The sequence below is a fragment of the Micromonospora sp. NPDC005215 genome (assembly GCF_040607915.1).
Taxonomy (GTDB): domain Bacteria; phylum Actinomycetota; class Actinomycetes; order Mycobacteriales; family Micromonosporaceae; genus Micromonospora.
The window spans coordinates 192,548-219,233 of record NZ_JBEXHQ010000001.1 but is presented as its reverse complement, the minus strand read 5'-3'; the positions used below and the strand labels follow the sequence as shown (position 1 = coordinate 219,233).

The window sequence follows — 26,686 nt, the reverse complement described above, 5'->3', positions numbered from 1 at the left end:
CCGCCCCGACCGTCAGCACCACGTCACGTCAGACGGGTTCGCCGGTCGACGGCCGCCCGATCGCGTCCCGGGGTGCCATCGCCCGGGGATCGTCGGGCAGGCGAGCCTCGACGGCCCGGTCCCCGAAGTCCTTGTTGCGTTCGCCGTCCTGTGCGCGCTGGTCCCGCTCGTCCATCTGCTGCTGCCGGGACGTCTGCTGCTTGGCCATGGCGATCCTCGCGATCCGTCGGGGCGCGGTTGCGCCGACACGGTTCTGCGGTCGTTCGTCGCCTACCCGATGGTCTTTCTGGCAAACGCGGCCGGCGCCGAGGGCCGCCCGGGTGCGTGCGGTGCGGTGGGTGGGGTATCCGGGCGGCAGGCGAGCACTCCGGAGGTGGGCATGGACGAACAGCGCAGGACGGTGACCATCCCGGTCGGGGACGTTCAGCTCCCCGCCGACCTGATGCTGCCCGCCCAGCCGGTCGGCGTGGTGCTCTTCGCGCACGGCAGCGGCAGCTCCCGGCACAGCCCGCGCAACGTGGCGGTGGCCCGTACGCTGAACGGCCGCGGGCTCGGGACGGTGCTTGTGGACCTGCTCAGTCCCGCCGAGGACGAGGTGGACACCCGTACCGCCGAGCTGCGGTTCGACATCGGGCTGCTGGCCAGCCGGCTGGCCGGGATCGTCGACTGGTTGGCGGTCGAGCGTCCGGCCGGTGACGTTCCGATCGGCTTGTTCGGGGCCAGCACGGGAGCCGCCGCCGCCCTGGTCGCGGCGGCGTCCCGCGCGGATCGGGTGGGTGCCGTGGTCAGCCGGGGCGGTCGGCCGGACCTTGCCGGTGCGGCGCTGGCCCAGGTGCGTACCCCGACGTTGTTGCTGGTGGGCGGCCTGGATGAGGAAGTGATCACGCTCAACGAGCGGGCGCTGGCGGAGTTGGGGGAGGTCGGCGAGCTGCGGGTGATCCCGGGTGCCACCCACCTCTTCGAGGAGCCCGGCACCCTGGAGCAGGTCGCCGACCAGGCTGGCGCGTGGTTCACCGCGCGGCTCCGCTGACGATCACCTTCAGGAGGTGAGGGCCGAGGCGGAGCGACGCTGTTGGACGGTGTCGATGACGCGCCAGAGGACGGCGGTGATCGGGACGCTGACGAATGCGCCAGCTATCCCCGCGATCAGCGTGCCGGCGGTGACCGCCACCAGGATCACCGCCGGGTGCAGCCGCACCTGTCGTTTCATGATCAGCGGCTCCAGCAGGTTGCCCTCGATCTGCTGCACGGCGATCACGGCGGCCAGGGTGAGCAGCGCGGTGGTGGGGCCGTTCGCGGCCAGTGCCACCAACACGGCGACCGCGCCGGCCACCGTCGCCCCGATGATCGGCACGAAACCGCCGAGGAAGGTGATCAGCGCGAGCGGCAGGGCGAGTGGCACCCGCAGCACCACAAGCGCCAACCCGATGCCCAGCGCGTCGATGGCGGCGATGAACATGGTGCCCCGGCTGTACGCGCCCAACGTCTGCCAACCGGCCCGGCCGGCCTCGGCCAGCACCGGCTGGTTCGCGCCGGACACCCGCGACAGCACCCAGTGCCACATCGACCGGCCGTCCTTGAGCAGGAAGAAGAGCAGCACCAGGGCGAGCAGCGCGGAGCCGAACACCTCGGTGGCGGTCCGGGCACCGGCCACCGGGTCCGGAGAGCTGCCGCTGAGCCCCTCCCGGGCCTGGTCGACCAGCTTGTCCAGCTGCGCTTCGCTGACCGGCAACGTGGACGTCACGAAGTCCCGGCTGCGCTCCACCCCCTGCGTCAGCTCCTGGCTGAGCTGGTCGAACTGGCTGGCGGTCAGGTTCCACACCAGGGCGCCGACACCGACCAGGATGCCGAGCAGCAGCAGTACGGTGCACAGCGCGGCCAGCGCCGCAGGCAGGCGCAGCCGACGTAGCAGGAGCAACACCGGGTCGAGCAGCGCGGTGAGGAAGATGGTGGCGGCCAGCGCGATGGCCAGCGGTGCCAGCAGGACGGCGATCCGGCCCAGCAGGTAGAGACCGGCGATGACCACCACCAGGCAGGCGCTCCACGACACCGCGGTCCGGACCAGCCAGGGCAGCGCCGCCCAGGTCTGGCGCGGCCCGGGGCCGCCTGCTGTCGCCTCAGGTCCGTCTGCCGCCATGTCGGTCCTCCTCGATCTCGGCGAGTCGGTACCCAGGCGGTGGCGCGCTGACACCCGTACCGCTGCGCCGGCCGCCGCCCGCGCGGATCGTACGCCGGCCGGCGTCTCCCGGGCGGGCGTTCGCGGATCGCGCGGGAGTCAGTGCTGTTGCCTATCGGGTAACTCGTCCAGTGAGCGGGGTCGACCGCCCAACGCGTCGCGGATCCGGTCGACCAGACCGAGGCCGGGCGCGAGCAGCCGGTTCGCCAGCGGGTGGTCTGGCGCGCCCGGATGTGGCCGGGTGGGACCGATCTTCTTGACCGCCGTCACCTTGTCGGCCGCGTCGATCAACTCCTCCCGGGCGGTCGCGGCGCGCAGTCGGACAAAGAGTTCGTTCTCCTCCTCCCGCACGTGGTGTCGGATGGTGCTGGTCAGGTGGGCGAGGAGCTGGTCGAAGCGAGGGTCGGACGGGTCGACGGACTCCAACTCCTTCATGGTCCGCTCGGCGTCGGCGTGCTCGGCGATCTCCTGGTCGGCGATCTCAGCACCGTCGGGCAGTGCCTTGCGGGCGATCGGATAGACGTACGCCTCCTCCGCCACCGAGTGACGGACGAGTTCGGCGATCACCACGTCGACGAGGTGGCGGCGGTGCTCGGGGGTGCCCTGCCGGGTCTCCAACTCGACGAAGATCGCCTCGACCTCGCGGTGGTCGGCGACCAGGATGTCGACGACGTCGTGGTCGTCGGTGGTCTCTGGGTTACTCATCTGACGGCCCCTTACCGGTTGCGGATCGGTGGGAGGTGTGTGGCCCTGGTACCCCCACGGGGCTGCGCAAACCCACGGATGCCGATGGGTTCGGTGGTGCTTGTGGTGCGCGACCGGCACGGTTGCCCGGCCGCCGTCGGGGTAACCGCCGCCATGGCCGACGCCCGCCCACCCGCGGACCGCGAGCAGTCGCGGCTCGACGGTGCCGCCGAGCGGAGCGGCCGGGCGGTCCAACAGGTGCGGCACCGCGGCGGGCAGGCCGGCCGGATCCGGGCCCGACAGTGGGAGGTCACCCTGGTGATCTCACTCCAGGCCGGGCTGGCCGCCGCGATCGCCGCGCTGCTCGCCAAGAATCTGCTCGGCCCCGGATCGCACGTCTTCGCTCCCGCCGCCGCCGTCGGTACGATCGCCACCGCCATCGGACAGCGGGCCCGGCGCACCTTCGCGCTGCTGGCCGGAGTGGCCCTGGGCATCGTCATCGGCGACACGCTGCGGTTCCTGCTCGGCTCCGGCCCGTGGCAGACCGGTGTGGTGGTCGCGCTGGCCATCGCCGCCGCGTTGCTGGTGGCCGGGAAGGGCGGCCCGCTGGTCGGTCAGGCCGGCGGTACCGCCGTGCTGATCGCCACGCTGGCCCCGATGGAGAGAGGCCTGGAACTGCCCCGGATCTTCGACGCGCTCGTCGGCGGGGCGGTTGGTCTGGTGGTCGTCGCGCTGCTGTTGCCGATCAACCCGATGCGAGTGCTGGACCGGGCCGCGACGCCGATCTACGCGACCCTCTGCGCGCAACTCGACGAGTTGGCAACCGCGTTGCGGGCGCGCGACGGCGACGGGACGATGCGCGTCCTGGAGCGGCTGCGTGGCACCGACGACGACCTGGGTCGGCTGCACGACGCGCTCAGCGGCGCGGAGGAGGTGGTGACCATCGCGCCGGTCCGCTGGCACCGCCGCCAGCAGTACCACAGGTACGCCCGCAGCGCGGATCACCTGGAGCGGCTTCTGCTGGACAGCCGCGCACTGGCGCGCTGGGCGACGACCGCACTGCAGTACGACGAGCCGATCCCCCCGGAGTTGCCGGACGCGATGGGCCGGTTGGGTCAGGCGGTGGCGGAGATGCGGAGGGAATGCCGGGTGGGTGATGACCCCCAGCGGACCCGCCGGTTGGTCGAGGAGTGCGCCGAGTTGGCCGGACGGGCCTCCGCGAGCGGGGTCAAGTCGTTCGGCGAGTCGCTCGTCACCGGGTTGCGGACGTCGGCCAGCGACCTGCTCCGGGCGTCCGGTGCTGAACCCGACGAGGCCAACCGGATCGTGCGCCGGGCGGCCGGCGTCGGCGTTGCCGAAGTCCACCCACCGGTCCGGCGACAGCTGCGGCGGGTCCGTCCGACGCGAGCCGCCCGGGTCCGCCGTCGTGCGCACCTGGCCGCCCGGATGCGCGACGACAGCCGGGCCGGCCGCCCCGCGAGGGAGCGACCGGCCCGGTGATGTGTTCGGGTCGTCAGGCGGAGTAGCCGCGCTCGGCGATCCAGTTGGCGACCTTCGGCAGGCTCACCCAGTACTCGCCAAGCGCCGGGTCGGCCGGGTCGGCGACCCGGATGGTGTCGCCACCGTCGCGGTAGCCGACGAGGGTCAGGTAGTGGCCGCCCTCGTACGAGTGCGGGTTGCCGTCGGTGTCCACAGTGGTGCCCTTGATGTTGGCCACCACCGGCCGGCCGGCGTCCACCGCGGCCAGCACGTCCCGGCGTAGCTGCTCGACCTGGTCCGGGCGGGCCAGCGAGTCACGAATCTCGGTGGTCCGGTACTTACCGCCGGTGAGTTCGTTCAGGACCCGGGTGGTGTCCAGGGCCGAGGGGGTGCCCGCCTCGGTGGTGCCCAACAGGTTGGCCACCGCGTCCTGGGGAAGTGCCTTGCCCTGGGCGGACAACGCGATCCGTGTCGCGGCCGGGCCGCAGTAGAAGAAGTTCGGCTGAGCCTGGTAGTCGATGCTGAGGATCCGCTCGGCGGGCCGGTCGGTCTGGCTCGACGAGGTCGGTGCGGCCTGGGCCGGTGCGGCCTGGGCCGGTGCGGCCTGGGCGGCTACCGCCGGGCCGAGGGCGCACCCGCCGGCGACCAGCATGCCGACGACGGACAGCCCGCTCTTCTGGATGATCGGATTCATTGTCGAGTCTCCGTTCGGGGGTTGTGCGCCTCCGACCGTCGGAGGGCAGCAGCACCGGGAATGGCGCTCGGCTCAGTACGGGGCGACGGCCAGCGGCCGGTCACGGCCCTGGGCGTCCCGGGTAGGTAACGGCTCCGCGGTGGCGGGCATTCCGCCGGTCCGGGGTGCGGGTGCCGCGATCAGGTGCAACGGCTGCCGGGGTGGTGGGATTCCGGTGCGCTTCCGCGGCCGGCCTCGAATCGGTCAGCCGGGAGCAGGCGTGCGGTGGAAGGTCAGGTGATCCGGCCAACCGGACAAAACGGTTATTACGCGTAGCGCCAAGCCGGAAATCACAGGCTCCCGAGCAGCCCGGTCACGGTGATCTCGATGACGACGCGTTCCGGATTCGGGCGCGGGGTCCGATACCGCTCGGCGTAGCGGCGCTCCGCGTCCGCCACGGCGGCCCGATCCGACCGCACGACCGCGCGGCCCTCGATGGTCAGCCAGCGGCGCCCGTCCACGTGGCAGACCGCCACCGCCGCGCCCGCCGCACCGGCGGCGGCCACCTGGCGGGCCTTGTGGGAGCCGCCAGAGGTGATGACCCGGGCCAGCCCGGCCGCCGGATCGAGGGTCACCCCGACCGGTACGACGTGCGGGGTCCCGTCCGCACGAATCGTGGTCAGGGTCGCGAGGTGCCGTTCCGCGCAGAAGGCGACAACACGCTCGTCGTGCACGTCCAACCGATGATCGCCCGCCATGCCCGTCCCCTGTTCACCGAACCGACGCCGATCATGGCACCTGGCGGCGTGCCCGATCCCGATCCGTCGACGAATCCGGCTGGCCGGGCAGTTGGCGGCCGGACGCCCGGCGCTTGTGCACCAGCCGGGTGAGGTAGATCAGCGCGGCGGCCAGGACACCCATGTCGTCGAGGTAGATCGGATCCGGCAGCACGTCCACCGGGAAGATCGTGTAGATCAGAGCCCCGTAGAAGGCGACCTTGCCGCCCGCGCCGAGCCCGCTCAGCATCCGTCGCGTACGCACCACCCGCACCGCCAGCACCACGGCACCGACCAGTGTGGCGATCGCCAGGATGCCGGCGATCACCACGAGGACCCACGCCTGTCGGGACATGCCGTCACGCTAACCCACCGGGAGTCGCGCGGCTCAGAACGCGGGCACCGCCGCGCGGCCTCGAGCGGTCACCTTGTTCTCCCGGGTCTGCTCGACCGACGGCTTGGCAACCTCGCTGAGCGGCAGCACCGACGCCGACTCCGCGACCCGTCGCCCGGTGGCCGCGTGGGCCTCCTCGCGCAGACTGCGGGCCGCCGCGACGGCCAACTCGGCCGCCCGCCAGGCAACCTGCTCCTGCTCGCGGGCCGCGGCGTGCCGGGCCGCCAGATTGTCGCGGATCGCCCGCCGCAGCACCAGTTCCTGCGCGACCGGGTGCAGCCGCGGGTCCCAGCCGTCGCGGTGCGCGAAGACGTCGCTGAGCTGCTCCACCGACAACTCCCGCCGCCAGTACGCGTCCAGCGCGGCACGGTGCAGGTAGCGCTCGCGGTCTGCGTACTCGGCGGGAGTGCGGGCGGTCTGCGGCAGTGGCATGGCGGCTGCCGCGTCGAGCCGCCGGACAGCCGCCTCGGCCGCCTCGTACGTCTGCCAAGCTGCCTCGACCGCCTCCTGCGCGGCCACCCACTCCGTTCGGCGGCGCGCAGCGGTGGTGGTCGCCCGCGCTGCGGCCACGGCGACCTCCTGCGCGTAGCGGCTCTGCTCCCGCTCCTCCTGCGCCTGTTCGAGTTGGCTCGGCATGGCCGCGCGGCGGATCCGGGCACCCGGGTCGAGGCGGAGCCGGCCGGGCCGTAGCAGCAGGGCGGAGACGGCGACGCCGACGATCCCGAGCAGGCTCAGCCAGATGACGGCAGCCCGGGACAGGTCGGGCAGGGCGGCGGAGAGGATGGTTTGCATGATCAGCACCTCGTGGTCGAAGGCGGGTATCGACGGGTGGCAGGAGGAGCCCAACGGCACCGGTCGGCCGGGTGCCGGGGTCATCCCGTCGAGGGGCGACTCAGCTGCTGCGACGGACTACCCGGGACCCGACCCCGGGAATCACCGGGCCAGGATCAGCGGGCGGGTGGGCCGCGTCGCGCGGGAGTGCCACGGCCGGGATCGATGGCCGGGGCCTGACCCCGGCCCTCCGCGGTCGGCCCGGTCAGCGCGGCGGTGTCGGCCGTGTCAGCCGGACGGGCGGCAGCGGGCTGGGCCGCCCGCTCGGTGGCTGGCGGGGCATCGGGACGGACACTGGCCACCCGGCTGCTCACGGCACTGGGCCGTAGCTGCGTCGAGGCGGGCGGTGGGGTCGCGGCGAGGGCGCCGCCCAGGCCGACCGCGAGCACCAGCGCGGTGATCGCCAGTCGGGTCAGCTCACGCAGTGACAGCAGCGCAGCCCAGCGGGCCGGGCGGACAAACACTGCGGACGACACCCGACCAACCTATCGCCTGCCCTGCCGTGTCGCAGCACGGCGACGGCCCGCTCCGGCGTGACGGCCACCACCAGGCGCACTGTGGACGACGGGGATCGACACCCGGAAAAGACGGTGCCCCCGGGCCGGATCGGATCCGGTCGGGGGCACCGCACGTTCTCCTGCGGCGGGTCGTGGTCAGCTGCCGGCGCCGAGCACCGGCGGCGCGGCGTGCCTGCCGTCGTGCCACACCATCTCGTCCTCGGTCAACCAGGTCAGCCGCTCGTCGGAGTCGTCGTCCTCGGGTCGACCCCGCCCGCCGAGCAGCCCGGAACCGTTGCGGCCGGAACCCACACCACCGGTCGCCGCCCGGCCGCCGCTGCCGCCGCGCTGGCCGTCCACGCTGCGCCCGATGCCGCTGGCAGACCGACCATCGGCCGGGGTGGCACCACCGGACGGCCGAGCCGAGGGGGTGGGGGTGCTGCCCGAACCGGCGAGCGCGGCGGTGCGCAGGACCCCGCCGGCCGGTGCCCCACCGGGCGCCCCGTAGAGCAGCCCGGGGCCGACGTTCGCGGCAGCGGTCACCGGGGCCGACCCGGACAGGCCGGCCAGCCCGGCGGCGGCCCCACCGGTGAGCAGCGCGCCACCGACCAGCGGATCCGCGCCGGCGAGGACGGTGCCGCGCTGGTCGGAGCCGCTGCCGGCGCCGAGCGGGCCGGCAGCCACGGCGGACGTGCCGCCGGTGCCCGAGCCGCCCCGGTCGGAGACCGAGCCGTCACCGACGACCGGCGGTGGGGCAGCGCGCTCGAGTTTCGTGACTGTCGCGTCGCCGGTGTGCGCGGTGACGTCGGTGCTGCCGGGCCCGGCGCTCGCCTTGGCAACAGCCGAAACGCTCTGCGGCGTCGTCGGATCCGTGTTGATCCGGTTCGGGGTGTCCGGGTCAGGCAGCGGTGGATCGACCACCCGGTCGTACGCGGAGATCTCGTAGCCGCTGGCCAGCTCGGCCACCAGGTTCACCATCCGCTGGTGGGCCTTCTCCTGCTCCTGCTTGTCCTGCTGGTGACCCACGAAGCCCATGACCATCGCGCCGGGCAGACCGAAGGTGGCGGCACCCTTGATCGTGCCGGAGATCGCCTTGTCGTTGTCGTCGGTCTCCTCCGGGCTCTCGGCCTCCTTGTGGGCGCTGCGCAGATGGTCGGCCATCATGGTCAGCCCCTGCTTGATGCCCGCCATCCCCTCGCCCAGGGCGTCGGAGTGGGCGACGATCAGGCCGAGTCGCCGATGGAACTCCCGGCCTGCCGAACCCGTCCAGGTGTTGCCGAGCTTCTGCAGATCGCCGCTCAACTCCCGGCCGAGCCCGTCGAGGATCCCCTTGAGTTCGGCCCACTGGGCGGCAACGCCCTCGATCTGCTCCGGCTTGCCGGCCATCACGCCGTCGTACAACTGCTGGTGGCTGCTGCCCTGGTAGCGCTGGGTGTACTCAGACACGGCCGTTCTCCTTCGGCTGCAACGCCCGATCGACCCCGGTCAGCGCCGAAGTCACGTCGGTGGCGTTGGCGGCGTTACGCGCCTCGGCGGTGCGGTAGTTGGTCAGAATCGTGCTGGTGGCCTGCTGCGCCGCCAGCACCGCCTGCCGGATCCGCTCGGCCTGGTCCACATAGGACTGGTGCACCTCGCTGTAGCGACGCGCCTTGTCGGTGGCATCGAAGAACGAGCCCAACGCCGGAGGGCGGCACTGCATCTCGGTGTTGAGCTTGCGCAGCACCGACTCGACCTGGCTCAACCGCGAAGCGAGGTGGTCGTGAAAATCCTCAAGGGACAGCAGGTCGACTTCCGTACGCCCGGTCATGGCAACATCCCCGTCGTTCTGGTTGACAACCGTCAGCGACATTCAGGTTAGTCCACCGCTGCGCTTCCGGGCGACCCGTCACGGCTGCTCAGCCGTTGGCCCCGGCCGACCCCACCGGCGTCCCGCCGCCCGCTCCACCGGCCGGCGGGGCCGGCGGCGGCGGTGCGGCTGCCGCCGGGTCCGGCCCGTCGGGCGAGAAGACCGCCATCGCGTTCTCCTGGGTCAGGGTGGGCCCGGTCGGGATCAGTGCGAGCAGCGAGCCGGGCACCGCCAGCGGGGTGACCCCGCCGTAGCCGAGGACGTCCAGTGTCGCCGCCGAGCCGAGCGGATAACGGATGCCCTGCGGGGTGATCAGGTAGATCGTCGACCCGGCGGCACCGGATCCGCTGGTCCCGGCGCCGGGCGAGGCCTGCGCGACGACGCCCTTGCCACCGGGCAGCAGCACCGCCTCGGCGGTGCGGACGGCGTCCCGCCTGGTCTGGGGCACCGGCACCGGGCCCGGACCGCTCCCGGTCAGCTCGGCCGGCGCCCGGTCGAAGATCTCCAGGGTGGTGGTCGGCTGGCCGCCCGCGCTGCCCGCCCGGTACGTCGCACACAGCGTGGTCTGACCGGGCCTGGCCTGGTAGACGGCGGGCAGCGTCGACGGCAGCCCCTCCTCGTCCACCCGCTGCTCGACGTAGAGGTCGCCAGCCTGGTCCGGGGTGATGTCGGTGATCTGGCCGCCGCCGCGGACCATCAGCAGAGCGGTGATCTCACTGATCGGGGCGAGACCTTCCCGGGTCAGTACGTAGTGCTGCCCGGCGGCGCTGAACACCTGACCGATGACGGCGGGCCGGCCGGCCACCCTCCGTACGCTGCTCTCACCCTCGCCGGGCAGCGCCGGCTTGCGCAGCGGTGGCCCGGCCGGCACGGCGTTGAGCAGTTGCTGACCGACCCGTAGCGGAGTGGCGCGGGACATCTTCAGGGCCGTGATCGTCGGGTCCCCGTCGAGCACCTGGAGACGGCTGTTGTTGGTGAGCAGGTACCGCTGCTCGTCCATCACGACAAGCACCGCGCGGTCACCCAGCGGCACGCCGCCGGGCAGCGCCCGGTCGATCACCAACCGGGTGCTGGAACGCTCGGGATCGACCGGGTCGGGCACGTCGCAGACCGACCAGGGCAGACCGGTCAGCGACTTGCGGTCCGGCAGGGCGTCCGGTGCCCCGACGATGCCGAGGGTGAGCCCGCGAGGCTGGTCCCGCAGTGCCGCCTGGGACATCGTCCGCGCCGCCGCGTCCGGCTGGTTCAGGACCAGGCGGGCCGAGGTGTAGTTCAGCGTCGGATGCAGCTGCCCGTTCATGAACACGTACGTCGCGCCGGTCTCCCGTTCGATGACCAGGGTCTGGTCCTTCAGTGGCACCTTGTTACCGGTCAACTGGCCGTAGGCGCCAACCCCACCGAGCACGACGGCGGCGGCGATGACACTGCCGAAGACGGCCATGCCGAGCCGTCGCATCGGGAGGTTTGTGGTCTCCGGGTCGCCCGACAGCAGCGCGGAGACGATCCGGCGGGTGACGAAGCGGTACGCCTGCACCTGATCGCGGCGGGTCCGCATGACTTACCTCCGGCGGGGTGGATCCGCGACGATCAGGTCGGGGTGCCGTCGCGGGCTTCCCTACGATAAGGGGCCGACGGAGGTTCGTCGGGACCACCGCTCGTGGTCGGCACCGGACCGACCCGGTGCAGAGCCGTACCGTGCAGGAGGGACAGTCAGCGATGACGCAGGTTCAGGCGCGACCCGCCCGAGCGGCCACGGACCCGACCGAGGTGGCGGCCCGGCCGACACCGCCGACGGACCGACCCGGCCGTGGACGGCTCGGTCCGGTGCTGGTTGGGCAGCTCGTCGTACTGGAATTGTGCGTGGTCGGGATGTGGGCCGCCTCGTTCGGGCCTGGCTGGCTGGCTGCCGCGGCGGCGCCCGTCGCGGCGCTTGTCGTCGTTGCCACCTTCGCCCGCAGGGGTGGCCGCTGGTGGTTCGAGGACCTGCTGCTGCGCGGGCGTCTGCGGCGGCGCGGTGAGCGCGCGTCGGCGGTGCTGGGTGGCGGCCTGGCGGGCGACCCGCGGTTGGCGGCGCTCGCCCCCGAGTTGAGCGTGATCGAGTTGACCGACCGCGGCACCCGGCTCGGCATCGGGCGTGACGACGAGGGCTGGTTCGCGGCTGTCGCGTTGCAGCCTGCCAGCGGCGCGACGGCCGGTTCGGCGAACGCGTCCACCGTGGACCTGGTGTTGCAGGTGCTTGCGGACTTCAGCGCCCCGGTCTCCCGTACCCAGGTGGTCGCGCACACCCTGGTCTGGTACCCGGCGCCCGGTGCGCCGGCGGCGGCACACCGGACCGTCTGGGTGGCGCTGCGGCTGACCGTCGGCGATGCCCGGGCGGAGGCGGTGAGCCGGGGCGGTGGGCTCGCCGGCGTGCACCGGACGGTGGCTGCCGGGATCGGCCGGCTGGGCAAGGCGTTGACCTCGGCGGGGCTGGCCCATCGACCGCTCAACCGGGACGAGTTGCGCGCGGCCATCGTCTCGGCCGCCGGGCTCGACCTGGGACCGGAGGCGCCGGCGGAGACCTGGCGCGGGCTGCGCGGCGGTGGCTGGACCCACCGTTGCCTGGTGTTGCGTGGCCGTGCGGAGGTGCCGCTCGGCCCGCTGGTGGACGCGATCACCGCGACCTCCGCGCCGTCGCACACGGTGGCCGCGACGGTGTCGGCGGACGGTCGGGTGGCGTCGCCGCTGTTGCGGGTCGCCGCGATGGACAACCACGTCGAGGCGCTGGTCAAGGTGGTCCGCGACATCGCGCAGCGAACGGGCACGTCCGCCCGACCCATGGACGGCCAGCACGGACCGGGTGTCTACGCCACCGCGCCGGTCGCGGCGGCGCTGGGTGTCTCCACCCGTCCGCAACCACGTTGACCGGCGTGGCCGACGCGTCGGTCAGGGCCGGAGGTTGACGATCCACCCGTAGAGGCCGCAGACCCAGAAGGCGAGCGGCACCAACGAGATGATCAGCATGATCTCGGCGATGTCCAGCAGCCGGCCCCAGACCGGCGAGATGCGCTTACCGGCGACGGTCAGCCCGTAGATCAGGCTGACCACGGCGGCCAGCACCAGCCCGCCCAGGATCAGACCGAGCTGAACCGCCAGCGACCCGCTGGCGAACGTGGCGGCGGCGGCCAGGCCCAACCCCACGGTGCCGGCCAGCAGCACGGGGGTGCGCTGGGCGCGGCCCAGCAGCGGTCGGGCCCGGAGCAACGACAGCAGGGCCAGCACCAGGCAGAGCAGCACCGCCGACGCGCGCCCGTCCAGAGCGAGCACGAGTTGTGCGCCCAGCACCAGCACCGAGACGGTCCACAGCAGACCGGTCATGAACTGGTCGGCGCGTTCGCTGCGCTGGAGCACCTGCCGGCCGTCGACCGACTCGCTGTCGGTCTTCAGGTCCTCCGGACCGGTCGGGATCGAGGGCACCGGCAGGCGCGCCAGCCGGTAGGCCGCCATCGGCAGTGCCGGCACCACGCCGAACGCGACAGCCGCCACCACCGCCGCGGCGGCCGGCGCGTCGAGGCCGAGGACCAGGCAGAGCAGCGCGCCCATCCCGGTGGCGGCCCCCACCCCGATCGCGGCGAAGAAGAGCGGATACCGGTCGCCGACCGCCAGCACGGCGACCGCACCCGCGACCACCGCGGCGGTCGCCGCGAGCAGCACGTGCGGGCTGGCCAACTCGGTAAGGGGCCGGTCACCGGCGAGCAGCAACAGGCCGCCGACGGCGGCGTGCCCGAGGGCGACAATGGCCAGCACCGCGCCGGTGCGGCTGTCGGCGGCGGCCCGGGACAGCACCGCCGCGCCGACCAGCAGCGCCACCGCCACCAGCAGGGCGGCCAGCGCGCCGGGCAGGTGCGGCGGGCCGGCGAAGAGGGCGGCGAGCGCGCCGGCACCGAGCGCCGACGCCGCGAACAGCACCGCGAAGGACCGGGTCGCGCCGACCTGCCAGGCACCGGGGCGCTGGTTGGTCGCTGTGGCGACGGCGTCCACCACGTCGTCGAAGACGATCTCCGGCGCGGCGGCGGACCGGGGGTTGAAGTAGAGCACCTCACCGTCGCGGACGCTGAGCTGCGCGGCGGTACGGCCGCCGTCCAGCGGCGCACCGCCCAACCTGGACAGTGCCCAGCCCCCGTGCCGCGCGCCCTCGTCGGCCATGTCCTCGCCGGCGTAGCGCAGCAGGGTGGGGAGCAGGTCGGCCATCGGCACGTCCGAGGGCAGCGCCAGGTCCATCCGGGTACGCGGAGCCACGATGGTGATCCGGCTCAGACCACCGGTCGCCGTCTTCGTCGCCACAGTGGCCTCCAGGTGTGCGTCAATGCTCGGCTGGCCGCGATGGCGCGCTCCGGGTCCACCGCGCCCACGGCAGATTACCTACGATGGCGGGCACGTACGATGCCCACCCGCGGGCTCCGGTCCGCGGCGGCACGTCATCAGGCCGCTTCTGGGGAGGAGACAGCCGTGAGCACGGTGGTTTTCCGCCGGCTCCCGCGTCAGCCGGGACCGGCTCTACCGCGCGGTGAGGTGCTGCTGGAGTCTCCTCCCGAGCTGCCCGAGCCAACGCCCCGCGGGATGGGGCAGCTGCTCATGATCCTGCCGATGTTCTGCGGGGTCGGTGCGATGGCGTTCCTCTACGCCGGCAAGGGCGGCGGCATGATGACGTACGTCGCCGGTGGCCTCTTCGGCGTCTCGATGCTCGGCATGGCGATCGGTTCGCTGGCCAACAACGGTGGCAAGGACAAGGCCGAGCTGAACGCCGACCGGCGCGACTACATGCGCTACCTGGCCCAGATGCGCAAGCGCACCCGGCGGGCCGCGGAGCAGCAGCGGGCGGCGATGACCTGGCGGCACCCGGAGCCCGACGCGCTCTGGTCGATCGCTGCGTCCCGGCGGCTCTGGGAGCGACGGACCACCGAGGACGACTTCGGTGAGACCCGGATCGCGCTCGGCCCGCAGCGACTGGCCGTGGAGATCGTCCCGCCGGAGACGAAGCCGGTGGAGGACCTGGAGCCGATGAGCGCCATCGCGCTCCGCCGGTTCGTCCGCGCCCACTCCACCGTTCCCGAGTTGCCGACCGCGCTGTCGGTACGCGCGTTCAGCAGGGTGGCGCTGCGCGGCGACCGCGCGCCAGTGCTCGACCTGACCCGGGCGGCGCTCGGGCAGCTGGCCACCTTCCACGCCCCGGACGACCTGGTGGTCGCGGTGGTCGCCGCGCCGGACCGGCAGCCGTCCTGGGACTGGGTGAAGTGGCTGCCGCACGCCCACCACAGCGGGCGTACGGACGCCGCCGGTGCCCGCCGTCTGGTCTTCGCCAGCCTGGCCGAGGCCGAGGCGTCGCTCACCGCCGAGCTGGCCGGGCGGCCCCGGTTCGCGCCCGAGGCCAAGCCGCTGACCACCGCCCCGCATTTGGTCGTGGTGATCGACGGTGGTGAGATCTCGCCGACCTGCCAGCTGGTGGGTCCGGGGCTGCTCGGCACCACTGTGATCGACCTGTCCGGCACGGTGCCCCGCGACGCGGGTCGCTGGCTGCTCTGCCTCGACGTGGCGGACGGAAGCTCGCTCGATCTGGTCCGGGGCAGCTCGTCGTCGCCGCTGGGTCGCCCCGACCGGCTCAGCGCCGAGGCGGCCGAAGGGCTGGCTCGGCAGATCGCCCCCTACCGCCTCTCCCAGCAGCAGACCAGCAGCGATGAGCCGCTGGCGCGCAGCATGGAGCTGCCGGACCTGCTCGGGGTGGGCGACGCGGCGACGGTGGACGTGCAGCACACCTGGCGTCCACGCGGTCACCGGGACCGGCTGCGGATCCCGCTCGGCGTCGGCCCGGATGGCAACGTCGTCGAACTCGACTTCAAGGAGTCCGCGCACGAGGGCATGGGCCCGCACGGCCTGGTGATCGGTGCGACCGGCTCTGGCAAGAGCGAGCTGCTGCGTACGGTGGTGGCCGCCCTGGCGGTGACCCACTCGTCGGAGGAGCTGAACTTCGTCCTTGTGGACTTCAAGGGCGGCGCGACGTTCGCCTCGCTGGAGGCGCTGCCGCACACCAGCGCGGTGATCACCAACCTGGCCGACGAGTTGCCGCTTGTCGACCGCATGCGCGATGCGCTCGCCGGCGAGATGGTGCGCCGGCAGGAGTTGCTGCGGGCGGCGGGCAACTACGTCTCCCGCTTCGAGTACGAGAAGGCTCGGGCGGCCGGTGAGCCGCTGGCCCCGATGCCCAGCCTGTTGATCATCTGTGACGAGTTCAGCGAGTTGCTCGCCGCCAAGCCCGACTTCATCGACCTGTTCGTGATGATCGGCCGGTTGGGTCGGTCGCTCGGCGTGCACCTGTTGCTGGCCAGTCAGCGGCTCGAAGAGGGCAAGCTGCGTGGTCTGGACACCCACCTGTCGTACCGGATCGGTCTGCGGACGTTCTCGGCGGTGGAGAGCCGGATCGTGCTCGGCGTGCCGGACGCGTACGAGCTGCCGAACGCGCCCGGCCACGGCTACCTGAAGACGGACACCAGCACCATGCTGCGGTTCCGGGCCGCGTACGTGTCCGGGGCCTACCGGGTGCCGGGGCAGCAGGCCGCCGCGTCGCAGGCGCTGGTGCAGCGCCGGATCGTGCCGTACGGCCTGGACTTCATCGCGGCGCAGCTCCCGCAGATGCCGGTGGACACCGCTCCGGAGCCCGAGCAGCCGGCCGACGGCAAGGCCGTGGCGATGCTCGACGTGCTGATCGGCCAGCTCAAGGGTCGGGGCCGCCCGGCCCACCAGGTGTGGCTCCCGCCGCTGGCCGACCCGCCGGGCCTGGGTGAGCTGCTCGGCCCGCTGGCCGTCGACCCGACCTACGGGCTGTGCACCGCGTCCTGGCCGGGGCGCGGGCGGCTGACCGTGCCCGTCGGGGTGGTGGACCGCCCGTACGAGCAGCGCCGCGACCCGATGATGGTCGAGCTGGCCGGGGCCGGCGGCAACGTGGTCATCGTCGGCCGGTCGCTGAGTGGCAAGAGCACCATGCTGCGTACGCTGCTCGCCTCGTTGGCGCTCACCCACACCCCACGCGAGGCGCAGTTCTTCTGCCTGGACTTCGGTGGAGGCGCGCTGCGCAGCCTGGAGCGTCTGCCGCACATGGCGGGGGTGGCCGGTCGCCGGGACGTCGAGGCGGTACGCCGGACGGTGGCCGAGGTGGTCGCCGTGCTGGACGACCGGGAGACGCGCTTCGCCCAGCACGGCATCGACTCGGTGGCCAGTTACCGTCGTCGCCGGGCGGCCGGTGAGTTCGCCGACGACCCGTTCGGTGACGTGTTCCTGGTGGTGGATGGGTGGAACACGCTGCGCCAGGAGTACGAGGAGCTGGAGCAGACCATCACCACGCTGGCCAACCGGGGCCTCGGCTTCGGCGTGCACGTGGTGCTCACCGCTGTGCGGTGGGCGGAGATCCGGATCAACATGCGCGATCTGCTCGGCACCAAACTGGAGTTGCGTCTCGGCGACCCGTCCGAGTCCGAGATCGACCGCCGTGCGGCGATGAACGTGCCGGAGAAGTCGCCCGGTCGTGGCCTGACCCGGGACAAGCTGCACTTCCTCACCGCCGTCTCGCGGCTCGACGGTCGTCGGGACATCGACGACCTGGGCGAGGCGTCGCTCGCCCTGGCCGGGCATGTGGCCGCGAACTGGCCGGGTCGTCCGGCACCGAAGGTGCGGCTGCTGCCGCGCCGGTTGCCGGTGGCCGAGCTGGCCCGGATCATCGACCGGTCGGCGCCGGGTCTGCCGATCGGTGTCAACGAGTCGGCGCTCGCGCCGGTCTACCTGGATCTGGCCAACGAGCCGCACCTGACGGTCTTCGGCGACGCCGAGTGCGGCAAGACCAACCTGCTGCGGTTGATCGCCCGGGGCATCACCGAGCGGTACACGCCCGCCCAGGCGCGGCTGGTGATCGCCGACTACCGGCGTGGCCTGCTGGGCGCGGTGGAGGGCGATCACCTGCTCGACTACGCCCCGTCCAACCAGGCGTTCGCCCAGGGGCTCGGGTCGATCCGCAGCGCGCTGAACAACCGGTTGCCCGGCCCGGACGTGACCACCGCCCAGCTGCGCGATCGCAGCTGGTGGAAGGGCCCGGACCTGTACATCCTGGTGGACGACTACGACCTGGTGGCCTCCGGCGGGAGCAACCCGCTCAGCGCCCTCCAGGAGTTGTTGCCGCAGGCCCGCGACATCGGTCTGCACCTGATCGTCACGCGTCGCGTCGGCGGTGTGTCCAGGGCGCTCTACGAGCCGGTGTTGCAGCGGTTGCGCGAGCTGGACTCGCCGGGCCTGCTGATGTCCGGCAACCGGGAGGAGGGCGCCGTGTTCGGCACCCTGCGACCGAGCCCGCAACCGCCGGGCCGGGGCACCCTCGTCCGGCGACGTGACGGCCAGCAGTTGATCCAGACGGCGTGGTCCGAGCCGTCCTGAGCGATGTACGTCCGGCGCGATTCACCACCATCCATCGCACCCCCGCCGATCAGGGCTGCGGGCGCTCGACCGGTTCCGCTACGGTCTTCACTGGAGTGTCCGTCGGTGGGGTGTTGCTGCCTTACCGCGGGGGAGGAGTGCGGCAAAGCCGCCACCACAACATGACGGAAGGGTGTGAAGCATGGCGTTCGAGGTCGAAGCTGCGACTCTGCATACCGCCGCGAGTGACGTGCGGTCCACGCGCAGCGAGGTCGACGGCGAGCTGAAGAAGCTGTGGAACGTGGTCGACGACCTGGCCATGGCGTGGAAGGGTCAGGCGTCCACGGGCTTCCAGTCGCTGATGACGCGCTGGAACGAGGACACCGTCAAACTGCTGACGGCGATGGACAGCATCGCTGACCTGCTCGACAAGTCGGGTACGACGCATCAGGTCAACGACGAGGAGCAGCAGCAGATGCTGGACAAGTTCCACTCTGCTCTCAACCCGTGATCCGCAGCCAGCAGAGGAGGAAATCGTGACGATCAAAGTTGACTACGCGGTCCTCGAGAGCAGCAATCAGCAGATGCAGGCCATCTCGAAGACGCTCGAGGAAAAGCTCGACACGCTGCGGGCCATGCTGACCAAGCTCCACTGGGACGGCGAGGACCGGGTTGCCTACGAGCAGCACCAGGCGAAGTGGGATACGGCGGTCCGGGACATCAACCGGATCCTGAACGAGATCGGCGGTGCCGTCGGCATCGCTCGGGAAAACTACCTCACCACCGAGATGAGCAACTCCAAGGTGTGGGGCTGAGGCATTCACCGGTGCGGCTCCGGTCCGGTTCACCCGGGCCGGAGCCGCATTGTTTCTCGGCGTCGGTGTGGGGCAGCGGTCAGCCGGCAGCCGGTGCGTCGGTGCGTCGGCCCGGGCGCCAGCCGCGTTGGCGGCCCCGGGCCACGATCGGTCGGGCGATCAGCAGCAGCACGGTGAGCAGCCCGCCGACCGCCGCGGCCCAGATCGCGACGGCGCGCTGCCAGCCCAGTGGGTCGTCGTGCACGACTGGCGCCGGGAGCGCTGTGGCCGGCGGGTTCGCCCGGGTGCCCAGCAGGCTCGACACCGCCCGGTACGGGTTGACCACGCCGTAGCCGATGTCGCCGTTGTGGCCCTCCGGCGGGTTGTCCGCCGTGCGTTCCAGCCGTTCGGCGACCTGCTGCGGGGTGAGATCCGGGTAGGTGGACCGGACCAGCGCGGCCACTCCCGAGACGTACGCGGCGGCATAGCTGGTGCCGCCGGTCGGCTCGGCGCGGTAGCCGGATCCCTGCGGTGCCGGTCCGATGATGTTCAGCCCCGGTGCGGCGATGTCGACGTAGTCGCCACTGATCGAGCTGCCCACGTGGCCGCCCTGCTCGTCGACGCCGCCGACCGCGATCACCCCCGGGTACGCGGCGGGGTAGCCCGGCCGGTCCTGCTGATCCTCGGCCCGGTTGCCGGCGGCGGCGACAAGCACCACCCGCTTGGCCAGCGCACGGTCGACGGCCGCCGTCAGCTCGGGGCCGGGAATGGTCGTGAGGGACAGGTTGATCACGTCGGCGCCCTGTTCGACAGCCCAGTCGATCGCCGCGGCGATCTGTACGGGAAGCTGGGTGTCCCTGGTGTCCTTGAGGTTCGGCAGGACCCGGATGGGCAGGATGCGGGCGGCCGGGGCGATGCCGCTGAACGGGACGCCGGTGCCCTCCCGGCCAGCGATGATGCCGGCGATCATCGTGCCGTGCCCGACCAGGTCGCACTGGCCCTGGTTGGCTGCCAGATCGTTGAAGTCGCGACCCTCGAGCACCTGACCCGCGAGCAGCGGGTGGACGGCGGAGACCCCGGAGTCGATCACCGCGACCGTCACTCCGGCACCCCGGGACAGCGGCCACGCAGCGGACGGCTCCAGCCGGCGCAGCGCCCACGGCATCGCCGTCAGGCCCTCCTCGCTGGCCGGACCGCAGGCGGGTGGTGCCGCCCGCGCCGGTGTGGGTGCCACCACAACGGTGCCGAGCAGAGCCACCAGCGCTCCACTGAGGACACCGCGAGCGGCACGGCCGCTGCGGCGGAACGGGTGGGTCGCGCTCAACGGCGGGCATTCGCGCACCCGCAGAGATTACCGCTGCGCCCGGTCCGGCAGCGGCCCCGGCGGGGTGGGTCAGGCGCCGGGGCCGACCTCCGTGGTGGGCGTTTCGGCGAACAACGCGAGCAGGGCGCCGACCTGGCGGTCGGCCTCGGCGGGGTGCCGGAACCGGCCGGCCGGGTTGAGGGTGTATTCGTTGCGCCGTCCGACGCGGGTGCGGTGCAGGTAACCGCCCGCTTCCAGGTCGGCGACGATCGCCTGCGCGGCCCGTTCGGTCACCCCCACCTCGGCCGCGACATCGCGGAGCCGGGCGGTGGGGTTGCGGGCGATGGCCAGCAGCACGTGCCCGTGGTTGGTGAGGAACGTCCAGTTCCGCCCGCCGCCGGTGTCGCCCGTCGCAGTGCCCGCCATCGTGTGACCGCCTCTCCGGACGTCCGCCCTGCCCTCGGCAGTCTCGCCCGCCCTGCGCCCGGTGCGTCACCCAGGGGTCGGACCGAAGTCAACGTATGAAATCTAAATCACGCATACCTTGACGCATCTTACGGTGCGTGTGACGGTGGAGCCCGGGCCAGCGCCGCCGTCGGCCCGGCTGATAAGCCCTCTGACCAGGTCAGACGCGTGAAGACGAGGTGCGGGGATGAGTCGTCCTGGAACTCCCGGCGGGCAGCCGGGTCCGCAGCGGATCGCCGACCGGGCGGTCGCAGCCAGCGAGCCGGCCCGGGCGTACGCCGAGCTGACTGCCGGAAACCAGCGCTTCGTCAGCGGCGCCCCACGCCACCCCAACCAGGACGCCGGACACCGGGCCGCCGTGGCCGACGGGCAGCACCCGTTCGCGGTGATCGTCGGCTGCTCCGACTCCCGCCTGGCCGCCGAGATCATCTTTGACCGGGGGCTGGGTGACCTGTTCGTGGTCCGCACGGCCGGGCACACCGCCGGTCCGGAGGTGCTCGGCAGTGTGGAGTACGCGGTGACCGTCCTCGGCACCCCGCTGGTGGTGGTGCTCGGCCACGACTCGTGCGGGGCGGTGCAGGCGGCGCGGGAGTCCTCCGCGACCGGCACCCAGCCTCCCGGGCACCTGCGTGCGGTCGTCGACGCCGTGCTGCCCAGTCTGCGCCGGGCCGAGACCGAGGGCGTGGACGACATCGACGGCATCGTCGACATCCACATCGCGCAGACGGTCGAGACGCTGCTCCGGCAGTCGCCAGTGCTGGCCGCCGAGGTGGCGCAGGGGCGGTGCGCGGTGGTGGGCGTGTCGTACCGGCTCGCCGCCGGAGTGGTGCGCCCGGTGGCCGCCGTGCCGGCCGGCTTCGCGACGCTCGACGTACCGACCGGGTCGGCCGACCCGGTCGCGGCCGCCTGACCTGGAGAGGGCCGCTCCGCGCGACGCGGAACGGCCCTCGACGGAAGACGCTGCGGGTCAGAGCATCGACATGTGCACGTGGTCGGTGTGGTTCGACGGCCCGCTGTACGACTTCCAGCCGGTCGCCGGGAACCAGATCTGCCGGTTCCAGATCACGTAGTAGATGCCGAGCCGGTCGGCGTTGCGGATGAGGAACGCGGCGACGTTGTTGCCGTACGTCCGGGTGTCCTCGTTGTGCCACGGGCTGAAGCCGCTCTTCTGCAACGACCAGTCGCAGGCGCGGCCCTTCGGGTGCTCGTACGGTCCGCCGTTGCGATGACAGCCGACGAACCGGTTGAAGCCGGCCGCCTTGACCTCCTTGTACGCGTGCAGCGTCCGCGGCGTGACGCAACCGGACGTGGTCGGGTCATTCTCGCTGCAGGACTGCGCCTTCCAGTCACCGTCGGCGGTGCGGCCCGGCCCGATCTTGGCGACCTTCGAGGTGGCGTCCACCAGACCGCCGGTGAAGCCCTTGCCGCCGACCAGGGCGAGCGCCTTGTCGGCCTCGCTCTTGCGCTTGGCCATCACAGCGGTCTGCTTCTGCTGCTCCCGGACCTCGGTGTCGAGGGCCAACTTGGCCTGCTCGGCACGGGCCTTCACCGCGTTGACCTCGGCGAGCTTGTTCTCGTTCACTAGGTTGATCTCGTCGAGCATCGCGGCGCGCTGCACGAACGTGTCCGGAGCGTCGCTTTCGAGCAGCATCGCGAGCGCGCCGATCCGACCGGTCCGGTACGACTGGGCGGCGATCTGCCCGACCTGTGGCGCCAGCGCGTCGAGGTCGGCCTTGGCCCGGTCCACCTCCACCGCCAGCTCCAGCTGCCGCCTCTTGGACTTGTCCAGTTTGGACTTGGCGGCGGAGTAGTCGCGGTTGACCTGCTCGATGACGTCGTTGAGCATCTTGGGCTCGTCGGCCTCCTCGTGCCCGGACGGTGTGGGGGTCGTCGGGGCGGCGTGGGCCGGGAGGGGCCCGGCGAGCACTGTCAGTGCGGCGATCACGGCCACCACGGGTGTCAACCAGCGGCGTAGGGGTGCCGTCACAATGTTCCCTTCCGTCGACCGCCGACCGGGTTAGCTGACGGGTTCGGGACGGAAGTGGCCCCTACCGCTGACGCGGATTCACCCCACACACCTGGGTCCCCGGCTCGCCGGTTGGCGATTGGGCGGTGGCACCGCAGGCGCCGCTTCGCGCCTTCATCGGTAACCGGCAGCGACGTTACCCGAGAGTCGACTGGGTGAGCTACGCCTGGATGCCGACCAAAAGCGTCATTTCGCCATAGCGTTGTGTGACCAGTGACGCGGTTCTCAGGGGGGAGACCCGATCTGGTCACGCTGAGGAGTGTCACCATGCCGTTTCCGTGCTCCTGTTCGACTCCGGCCACCCGTCGGTGGCGGTGGATGGGGGCCGGGTCCGCGTCTGGCCCGGCTCGTCGGGTCGCCCCGTCAACGGCGCGTTGAGGGCGGCGAGTGCCTCCGCCGGGTCCGGCCGGGGGCGCGGCCGGGCGGCGTCGACGGGCGGCGTGGTTCCGGCGCGCCCGGCCGCGGTCACGATCGCGGCCAGCCCGGTGGTCAGTGGCACGGCGGCGATCAGCCCGAGTGTGGCGACCGCGCTGCGGACGATCTCCTGCGCGAGGAACTCGCTGGTGAGGATCTGCCCGATCGGCCGCGAGTCGGCGGTGAGCAGGAGCAACAGGGGCAGCGACGCGCCCGCGTACGCCAGCACGATGGTGTTGACAGTGGAGGCGATGTGCGCGCGGCCGACGCGGGTCGCCGCACGGTACAACTGCACACGGGTCAGCCCGGGATTGGCGTTCGCCAGCTCGGTGACGGTGGCCGCCTGGGTGACCGTCACGTCGTCGAGCACCCCGAGCGAACCGATGATGATCCCGGCGAGCAGCAGGCCGTGCAGGTCCACGTCACCCTGGAACATCGACAGTGTCGTCGCATCCTCGCTGCCGAAGCCGGTGAGGTGGGTTGCCGCCGTGGCGATGGTGGCGAGCACGCCGGTCAGCACCAGGCTGCCCAGGGTGCCGAGCACCGCGACCGAGGTCTGCGCGGTGACGCCGTGGGTCAGATAGAGCACCACGAACATGATCAGGGCGGCGCCGACCACCGCCACCAGAAGCGGTGATCTGCCGGCGCCGATGCCCGGCAGTACGAAGGTGAGCAGGATGGCGAAGCTGGCCGCCAACCCGGCGAGCGCGGCCAGACCTCGCCATCGGCCGAACGCGACGATCGCGGCGGCGAAGATCACCGCCAGCCACACCATCGGGGTGCCGCGCTGGTGCTCGGCGATGTTCCAGTTGCTGGTGGTGGGATCGGTCGGGTCGGTCAACTGGACCAGGATGACCTCGTCGCCGACGTCGACCCGGGGCGCGCCGGGTCCGTCGGGCACCGGTGTCCGCACCTGCTGGCCGGCGGCGGGTCCGTCGTCCACCCGGACGTCGACAGTGCCGCACGGCCCGGCGCCGACAGTGGGAGTGCCCTCGGGGCTCGACGGCAGCGGCGGGCACGGCTCGGTCACCACCCGGGTCACCGTGCCGGCGTAGCGCGGCACGTCCGCTCCGCCGTCGGGCTGCGGTGCTCCTCCGCGCGGCCAGAGCAGCGCCGCGGCGAGCACGGTGGCGACGAAGAGGGGCACCACCGTCATGACGAGGATCCGTCGCACCCGGGGCGGGGCGGACGGAGCGGGACGGGCGTGGTCGGAACCCAAGTCGAGACTCCCAACGATCCGGTGCGGGATACGGGCCAGCGTGCCGGTCGGTTCACCGATGCCGTGGAAACGCGGCGGAATACGCGATGGATCGCTCACCGAGGACCGCTTGATCACGGACGGTCAGTGCCCGGTCGGGCCGGCCGGAGGCGACGCCACGACGCGGCGGCGCCGGTGTCCGACTGCGCAGCGGCATCTGGAGGGCCATCGCGGAGACGCTAGCCAGCCTGTTCCTGGGTTGCAGGTCGGGACGGAGTGTCGAGCGCCGAACCGCTCGCGTGGTGGCCACCGGGCGGGCATGTTGGAGCCATGCCCGCTCAGTCACCGTCCGACCCCGACCACCGGCACGGCAGCGCGCCCCTGCCGCACGACAGGCACGCCGGGCACGATCCGGAGATGTTCCGCCGTCGCTTCTGGGTCTGCCTGGTGCTGACCATCCCGGTGGTCCTGACCAGCCACCTCGTGTCGGATCAGCTGGGCCTGGACGACGGCGTCCCCGGCCGTTCCTGGGTGGGGCCGGTGCTCGGCTCGGTGGTGTTCTGGTGGGGTGGCTGGCCGTTCCTGGTCGGTGCGGTCCACGAGGTGCGGGACCGGGCGCCGGGCATGATGCTGCTGGTCGCGATGGCTATCACTGTCGCCTACAGCGCGTCGCTGGCCACCAGTGTGGGCGCGTTCGATCTGGACTTCTGGTGGGAGTTGGCGGCGCTGGTCACCATCATGCTGCTCGGGCACTGGCAGGAGATGAAGGCCATCGGGCAGGCCCGTGGCGCGCTCGCGGCGCTGGCCGCGCTGCTGCCGGACGAGGCTGAGCGGGTGACCGCGGACGGGCGGGTCGAACCGGTGTCGGCCGGCGAGCTGCGGGTCGGCGACGTGGTGCTGGTCCGCCCGGGGGCTCGGGTGCCGGCGGACGGGGGCATCGTCGATGGCCGGGCGGAGCTGGACGAATCGATGATCACCGGCGAGTCGCGCCCGATTGCCCGCGCGGTTGGCGACCGGGTGGTGGCGGGCACCGTCGCCACCGACTCGGCGATCAGGGTCCGGGTCGAGGCACTGGGTGAGGAGACGGCGCTCGCCGGCATCCAGCGCATGGTCGCCCAGGCGCAGCGTGCCGGTGGACGGGCCGAACTGTTGGCCGACCGGTTCGCCGCCGCGTTGTTCTACCTGGCGACCGGGACCGCCGTGCTGACCGTGCTGGTCTGGACCGCGCTGGGTCAGCCCGACGAGGCGGTGGTCCGCGCGGTGACCGTCCTGGTGATCGCCTGCCCGCATGCGCTCGGCCTGGCCATCCCGCTGGTCGTCGCGCTCTCCACCGCGCTGGCCGCGCGATCCGGGATCCTGGTGAAGGACCGGCTGGCGCTGGAGCGGATGCGGACCGTCGGCGCGGTGCTCTTCGACAAGACCGGCACCTTGACCCGGGGCGAGCACGTCGTCACCGACGTGGTGGCAGCGCCGGGCGTCGAGCGGGACGAGCTGCTGCGGATCGCCGCCGCTGTGGAGTCGGACAGCGAGCACCCGCTGGCCCGGGCGGTCGTCGCGGCTGCCGGGCCGGCCGGTCCGGCCCCGGCGGCCGGGTTCCGGTCCCTGCCGGGCCGGGGAGTGCGGGCAACCGTAGGCGATTCGGAGTACGCGGTGGGTGGGCCGGGGCTGCTGCGGGAGTGGGGTGTGTCACTCCCGGCCGACCTGGCGGCGGCGGTCGCGCACTGGTCGGCGCGCGGTGCGGCGGTGCTGCACCTGGTGCGGCTGCCGCACACGGTGCTCGGCGCGTTCGCGTTGACCGACGAGGTACGTCCGGAGGCCCGGCGGGCCGTCGACGAGTTGCGCGCCGAGGGAGTCCGGACCATCGCCATGATCACGGGGGACGCGCGGCCGGTGGCCGAGGCGGTCGCCGCGGATCTTGGCTTCCGGCCCGGCGTCGACGAGGTGTTCGCCGAGGTGCTGCCCGCTGACAAGGACGGCCGGGTGGCCGAACTCCAGCGACGAGGGCTGACCGTGGCGATGGTCGGCGACGGGGTGAACGACGCTCCCGCGCTGGCCCGCGCCGACGTGGGCATCGCGATCGGCGCGGGCACCGATGTGGCGATCGAGTCGGCCGGGGTGGTGCTCGCCTCTTCGGACCCGCGCGGGGTGGCTGCCGTGGTGCGACTGTCCCGGGCGTCGTACCGGAAGATGCGGCAGAACCTGGCCTGGGCGGCGGGCTACAACGTGGTGGCGCTGCCGCTGGCGGCCGGGGTGCTGGCCCCGGCCGGGGTGGCGTTGAGTCCGGCGCTGGCGGCGGTGCTGATGTCCGCGTCCACCATCGTGGTCGCGCTCAACGCCCAGTTGCTGCGTCGGGTACGGCTCGATTCGGAGCTGGACTGAGGGGCGTTAGCCGCGCTTCATCAGCCGGCCGACCGCCGCCATCATCTCGGTGGCCATCTCGTCGGCCCGTCCCTCGGCCGCCCCCTCGTGCATGCAGTGCCGGGCGTGCCCGTCGAGCAGCCCCAGCGCCACCTTGTCGAGCGCGGCCTGGATCGCGGAGATCTGGGTGAGCACGTCGATGCAGTAGCGGTCGTCGTCGACCATCTTCTCGATGCCGCGGACCTGCCCCTCGACTCGGCGGAGCCGCGCGAGCAGCTGGTCCTTGCTGGCGGTGTACCCGCGGATCGGGGTGGGTGCGCTCATGCGACAAGGATAACC

Annotated in this window: 25 protein-coding genes and 1 riboswitch; of the genes, 8 read left to right on the top strand and 17 right to left on the bottom strand. The window is 72.5% G+C overall.

The annotated features are described in order from the left end of the window. Positions 1-28 precede the first annotated feature (28 nt). On the bottom strand, positions 29-208 hold the full coding sequence (locus ABZU25_RS01075) for a hypothetical protein (RefSeq protein ID WP_355027270.1): 180 nt from the start codon (positions 206-208) through the stop codon (positions 29-31). 171 nt (positions 209-379) lie between these two features. Between ABZU25_RS01075 and ABZU25_RS01070 the strand changes: the two genes are divergently transcribed. Further along, positions 380-1,030: a dienelactone hydrolase family protein gene (locus ABZU25_RS01070; protein ID WP_355027269.1), complete on the top strand. Its 651-nt coding sequence runs from the start codon at positions 380-382 to the stop codon at positions 1,028-1,030. A gap of 9 nt (positions 1,031-1,039) precedes the next feature. On the opposite strand, the gene ABZU25_RS01065 is transcribed toward ABZU25_RS01070, so the two are convergent. Together ABZU25_RS01065 and ABZU25_RS01060 are read right to left on the bottom strand one after the other, a co-directional pair. Then, complete coding sequence (locus ABZU25_RS01065; protein ID WP_355027268.1) at positions 1,040-2,137, bottom strand: AI-2E family transporter; 1,098 nt, start codon at positions 2,135-2,137, stop codon at positions 1,040-1,042. Positions 2,138-2,275: 138 nt separating this feature from the next. Beyond that, positions 2,276-2,881: a hemerythrin domain-containing protein gene (locus ABZU25_RS01060; RefSeq protein ID WP_355027267.1), complete on the bottom strand. Its 606-nt coding sequence runs from the start codon at positions 2,879-2,881 to the stop codon at positions 2,276-2,278. Positions 2,882-2,965: 84 nt separating this feature from the next. Between ABZU25_RS01060 and ABZU25_RS01055 the strand changes: the two genes are divergently transcribed. Further along, positions 2,966-4,360: an FUSC family protein gene (locus tag ABZU25_RS01055; protein ID WP_355027266.1), complete on the top strand. Its 1,395-nt coding sequence runs from the start codon at positions 2,966-2,968 to the stop codon at positions 4,358-4,360. Between the two features lie 13 nt (positions 4,361-4,373). Here ABZU25_RS01055 and ABZU25_RS01050 read toward each other — a convergent pair whose 3' ends face one another. The 8 genes from ABZU25_RS01050 to eccB all read right to left on the bottom strand — a co-directional run bounded on the left by ABZU25_RS01050 (position 4,374) and on the right by eccB (position 10,911). Further along, positions 4,374-5,033, bottom strand: a complete 660-nt coding sequence (locus ABZU25_RS01050) for a C39 family peptidase (protein WP_355027265.1) — start codon at positions 5,031-5,033, stop codon at positions 4,374-4,376. 329 nt (positions 5,034-5,362) lie between these two features. Then, a complete protein-coding gene (locus tag ABZU25_RS01045; protein ID WP_355027264.1) occupies positions 5,363-5,770 on the bottom strand; it encodes a TIGR03618 family F420-dependent PPOX class oxidoreductase in 408 nt (135 codons plus the stop codon). A 31-nt stretch (positions 5,771-5,801) separates the two neighbouring features. Further along, positions 5,802-6,143: a YkvA family protein gene (locus tag ABZU25_RS01040; RefSeq protein WP_355027263.1), complete on the bottom strand. Its 342-nt coding sequence runs from the start codon at positions 6,141-6,143 to the stop codon at positions 5,802-5,804. 33 nt (positions 6,144-6,176) lie between these two features. Further along, positions 6,177-7,058 carry a hypothetical protein gene (locus ABZU25_RS01035; protein WP_355027262.1) on the bottom strand — a complete coding sequence of 294 codons (882 nt, stop codon included), beginning with the start codon at positions 7,056-7,058 and terminating at the stop codon, positions 6,177-6,179. 71 nt (positions 7,059-7,129) lie between these two features. Next, complete coding sequence (locus tag ABZU25_RS01030; protein WP_355027261.1) at positions 7,130-7,489, bottom strand: hypothetical protein; 360 nt, start codon at positions 7,487-7,489, stop codon at positions 7,130-7,132. A gap of 177 nt (positions 7,490-7,666) precedes the next feature. Then, the gene (locus ABZU25_RS01025) at positions 7,667-8,956 is read right to left on the bottom strand and encodes a WXG100 family type VII secretion target (RefSeq protein WP_355027260.1); all 1,290 of its coding nucleotides are present in this window, start codon (positions 8,954-8,956) and stop codon (positions 7,667-7,669) included. Beyond that, complete coding sequence (locus ABZU25_RS01020; protein WP_355027259.1) at positions 8,949-9,317, bottom strand: hypothetical protein; 369 nt, start codon at positions 9,315-9,317, stop codon at positions 8,949-8,951. Before ABZU25_RS01020 ends, ABZU25_RS01025 begins: the two co-directional genes overlap by 8 nt. A gap of 88 nt (positions 9,318-9,405) precedes the next feature. Continuing rightward, positions 9,406-10,911, bottom strand: coding sequence for a type VII secretion protein EccB (eccB, locus tag ABZU25_RS01015; RefSeq protein ID WP_355027258.1), 1,506 nt, complete (start codon positions 10,909-10,911; stop codon positions 9,406-9,408). Positions 10,912-11,072: 161 nt separating this feature from the next. Between eccB and ABZU25_RS01010 the strand changes: the two genes are divergently transcribed. Further along, complete coding sequence (locus ABZU25_RS01010) at positions 11,073-12,260, top strand: type VII secretion protein EccE (RefSeq protein ID WP_355027257.1); 1,188 nt, start codon at positions 11,073-11,075, stop codon at positions 12,258-12,260. Between the two features lie 21 nt (positions 12,261-12,281). On the opposite strand, the gene eccD is transcribed toward ABZU25_RS01010, so the two are convergent. Continuing rightward, positions 12,282-13,679: a type VII secretion integral membrane protein EccD gene (gene eccD, locus ABZU25_RS01005; RefSeq protein WP_355027256.1), complete on the bottom strand. Its 1,398-nt coding sequence runs from the start codon at positions 13,677-13,679 to the stop codon at positions 12,282-12,284. Positions 13,680-13,844: 165 nt separating this feature from the next. Between eccD and eccCa the strand changes: the two genes are divergently transcribed. The 3 genes from eccCa to ABZU25_RS00990 all read left to right on the top strand — a co-directional run bounded on the left by eccCa (position 13,845) and on the right by ABZU25_RS00990 (position 18,604). Beyond that, a complete protein-coding gene (gene eccCa / locus ABZU25_RS01000) occupies positions 13,845-17,810 on the top strand; it encodes a type VII secretion protein EccCa (protein WP_355027255.1) in 3,966 nt (1,321 codons plus the stop codon). A gap of 181 nt (positions 17,811-17,991) precedes the next feature. After that, positions 17,992-18,300 (top strand): WXG100 family type VII secretion target, encoded by a 309-nt coding sequence (locus ABZU25_RS00995; protein WP_139583998.1) that lies wholly within the window; start codon positions 17,992-17,994, stop codon positions 18,298-18,300. A gap of 25 nt (positions 18,301-18,325) precedes the next feature. After that, positions 18,326-18,604: a WXG100 family type VII secretion target gene (locus ABZU25_RS00990; RefSeq protein ID WP_355027254.1), complete on the top strand. Its 279-nt coding sequence runs from the start codon at positions 18,326-18,328 to the stop codon at positions 18,602-18,604. Positions 18,605-18,683: 79 nt separating this feature from the next. Here the strand turns inward: ABZU25_RS00990 and mycP are convergent, their stop codons facing one another. Further along, entirely contained in the window at positions 18,684-19,925 is a 1,242-nt protein-coding gene (gene mycP / locus ABZU25_RS00985) for a type VII secretion-associated serine protease mycosin (protein WP_355027253.1), read from the bottom strand. Between the two features lie 51 nt (positions 19,926-19,976). After that, positions 19,977-20,312, bottom strand: coding sequence for a MarR family winged helix-turn-helix transcriptional regulator (locus tag ABZU25_RS00980; protein ID WP_355027252.1), 336 nt, complete (start codon positions 20,310-20,312; stop codon positions 19,977-19,979). A gap of 226 nt (positions 20,313-20,538) precedes the next feature. Between ABZU25_RS00980 and ABZU25_RS00975 the strand changes: the two genes are divergently transcribed. Further along, complete coding sequence (locus ABZU25_RS00975) at positions 20,539-21,261, top strand: carbonic anhydrase (protein WP_355027251.1); 723 nt, start codon at positions 20,539-20,541, stop codon at positions 21,259-21,261. 57 nt (positions 21,262-21,318) lie between these two features. Here ABZU25_RS00975 and ABZU25_RS00970 read toward each other — a convergent pair whose 3' ends face one another. Together ABZU25_RS00970 and ABZU25_RS00965 are read right to left on the bottom strand one after the other, a co-directional pair. Further along, positions 21,319-22,338 (bottom strand): hypothetical protein, encoded by a 1,020-nt coding sequence (locus ABZU25_RS00970; protein ID WP_355027250.1) that lies wholly within the window; start codon positions 22,336-22,338, stop codon positions 21,319-21,321. A 4-nt stretch (positions 22,339-22,342) separates the two neighbouring features. After that, positions 22,343-22,473: riboswitch (cyclic di-AMP (ydaO/yuaA leader) on the bottom strand. Between the two features lie 166 nt (positions 22,474-22,639). After that, positions 22,640-24,010: a YibE/F family protein gene (locus tag ABZU25_RS00965; protein WP_355027249.1), complete on the bottom strand. Its 1,371-nt coding sequence runs from the start codon at positions 24,008-24,010 to the stop codon at positions 22,640-22,642. 309 nt (positions 24,011-24,319) lie between these two features. Between ABZU25_RS00965 and ABZU25_RS00960 the strand changes: the two genes are divergently transcribed. After that, positions 24,320-26,368: a heavy metal translocating P-type ATPase gene (locus tag ABZU25_RS00960; protein WP_355027248.1), complete on the top strand. Its 2,049-nt coding sequence runs from the start codon at positions 24,320-24,322 to the stop codon at positions 26,366-26,368. A gap of 6 nt (positions 26,369-26,374) precedes the next feature. Here the strand turns inward: ABZU25_RS00960 and ABZU25_RS00955 are convergent, their stop codons facing one another. Beyond that, positions 26,375-26,671 (bottom strand): metal-sensitive transcriptional regulator, encoded by a 297-nt coding sequence (locus tag ABZU25_RS00955; protein WP_355027247.1) that lies wholly within the window; start codon positions 26,669-26,671, stop codon positions 26,375-26,377. Positions 26,672-26,686 lie beyond the last annotated feature (15 nt).

Excerpts from the sequence above, each read along its gene's own strand:
- ABZU25_RS01075 (WP_355027270.1), bottom strand. The coding sequence starts at position 208 with ATGGCCAAGCAGCAGACGTCCCGGCAGCAGCAGATGGACGAGCGGGAC.
- ABZU25_RS01070 (WP_355027269.1), top strand. The coding sequence starts at position 380 with ATGGACGAACAGCGCAGGACGGTGACCATCCCGGTCGGGGACGTTCAG.
- ABZU25_RS01065 (WP_355027268.1), bottom strand. The coding sequence starts at position 2,137 with ATGGCGGCAGACGGACCTGAGGCGACAGCAGGCGGCCCCGGGCCGCGC.
- ABZU25_RS01060 (WP_355027267.1), bottom strand. The coding sequence starts at position 2,881 with ATGAGTAACCCAGAGACCACCGACGACCACGACGTCGTCGACATCCTG.
- ABZU25_RS01055 (WP_355027266.1), top strand. The coding sequence starts at position 2,966 with ATGGGTTCGGTGGTGCTTGTGGTGCGCGACCGGCACGGTTGCCCGGCC.
- ABZU25_RS01050 (WP_355027265.1), bottom strand. The coding sequence starts at position 5,033 with ATGAATCCGATCATCCAGAAGAGCGGGCTGTCCGTCGTCGGCATGCTG.
- ABZU25_RS01045 (WP_355027264.1), bottom strand. The coding sequence starts at position 5,770 with ATGGCGGGCGATCATCGGTTGGACGTGCACGACGAGCGTGTTGTCGCC.
- ABZU25_RS01040 (WP_355027263.1), bottom strand. The coding sequence starts at position 6,143 with ATGTCCCGACAGGCGTGGGTCCTCGTGGTGATCGCCGGCATCCTGGCG.
- ABZU25_RS01035 (WP_355027262.1), bottom strand. The coding sequence starts at position 7,058 with ATGACCCCGGCACCCGGCCGACCGGTGCCGTTGGGCTCCTCCTGCCAC.
- ABZU25_RS01020 (WP_355027259.1), bottom strand. The coding sequence starts at position 9,317 with ATGACCGGGCGTACGGAAGTCGACCTGCTGTCCCTTGAGGATTTTCAC.
- eccB (WP_355027258.1), bottom strand. The coding sequence starts at position 10,911 with ATGCGGACCCGCCGCGATCAGGTGCAGGCGTACCGCTTCGTCACCCGC.
- ABZU25_RS01010 (WP_355027257.1), top strand. The coding sequence starts at position 11,073 with ATGACGCAGGTTCAGGCGCGACCCGCCCGAGCGGCCACGGACCCGACC.
- ABZU25_RS00995 (WP_139583998.1), top strand. The coding sequence starts at position 17,992 with ATGGCGTTCGAGGTCGAAGCTGCGACTCTGCATACCGCCGCGAGTGAC.
- ABZU25_RS00980 (WP_355027252.1), bottom strand. The coding sequence starts at position 20,312 with ATGGCGGGCACTGCGACGGGCGACACCGGCGGCGGGCGGAACTGGACG.
- ABZU25_RS00975 (WP_355027251.1), top strand. The coding sequence starts at position 20,539 with ATGAGTCGTCCTGGAACTCCCGGCGGGCAGCCGGGTCCGCAGCGGATC.
- ABZU25_RS00960 (WP_355027248.1), top strand. The coding sequence starts at position 24,320 with ATGCCCGCTCAGTCACCGTCCGACCCCGACCACCGGCACGGCAGCGCG.
- ABZU25_RS00955 (WP_355027247.1), bottom strand. The coding sequence starts at position 26,671 with ATGAGCGCACCCACCCCGATCCGCGGGTACACCGCCAGCAAGGACCAG.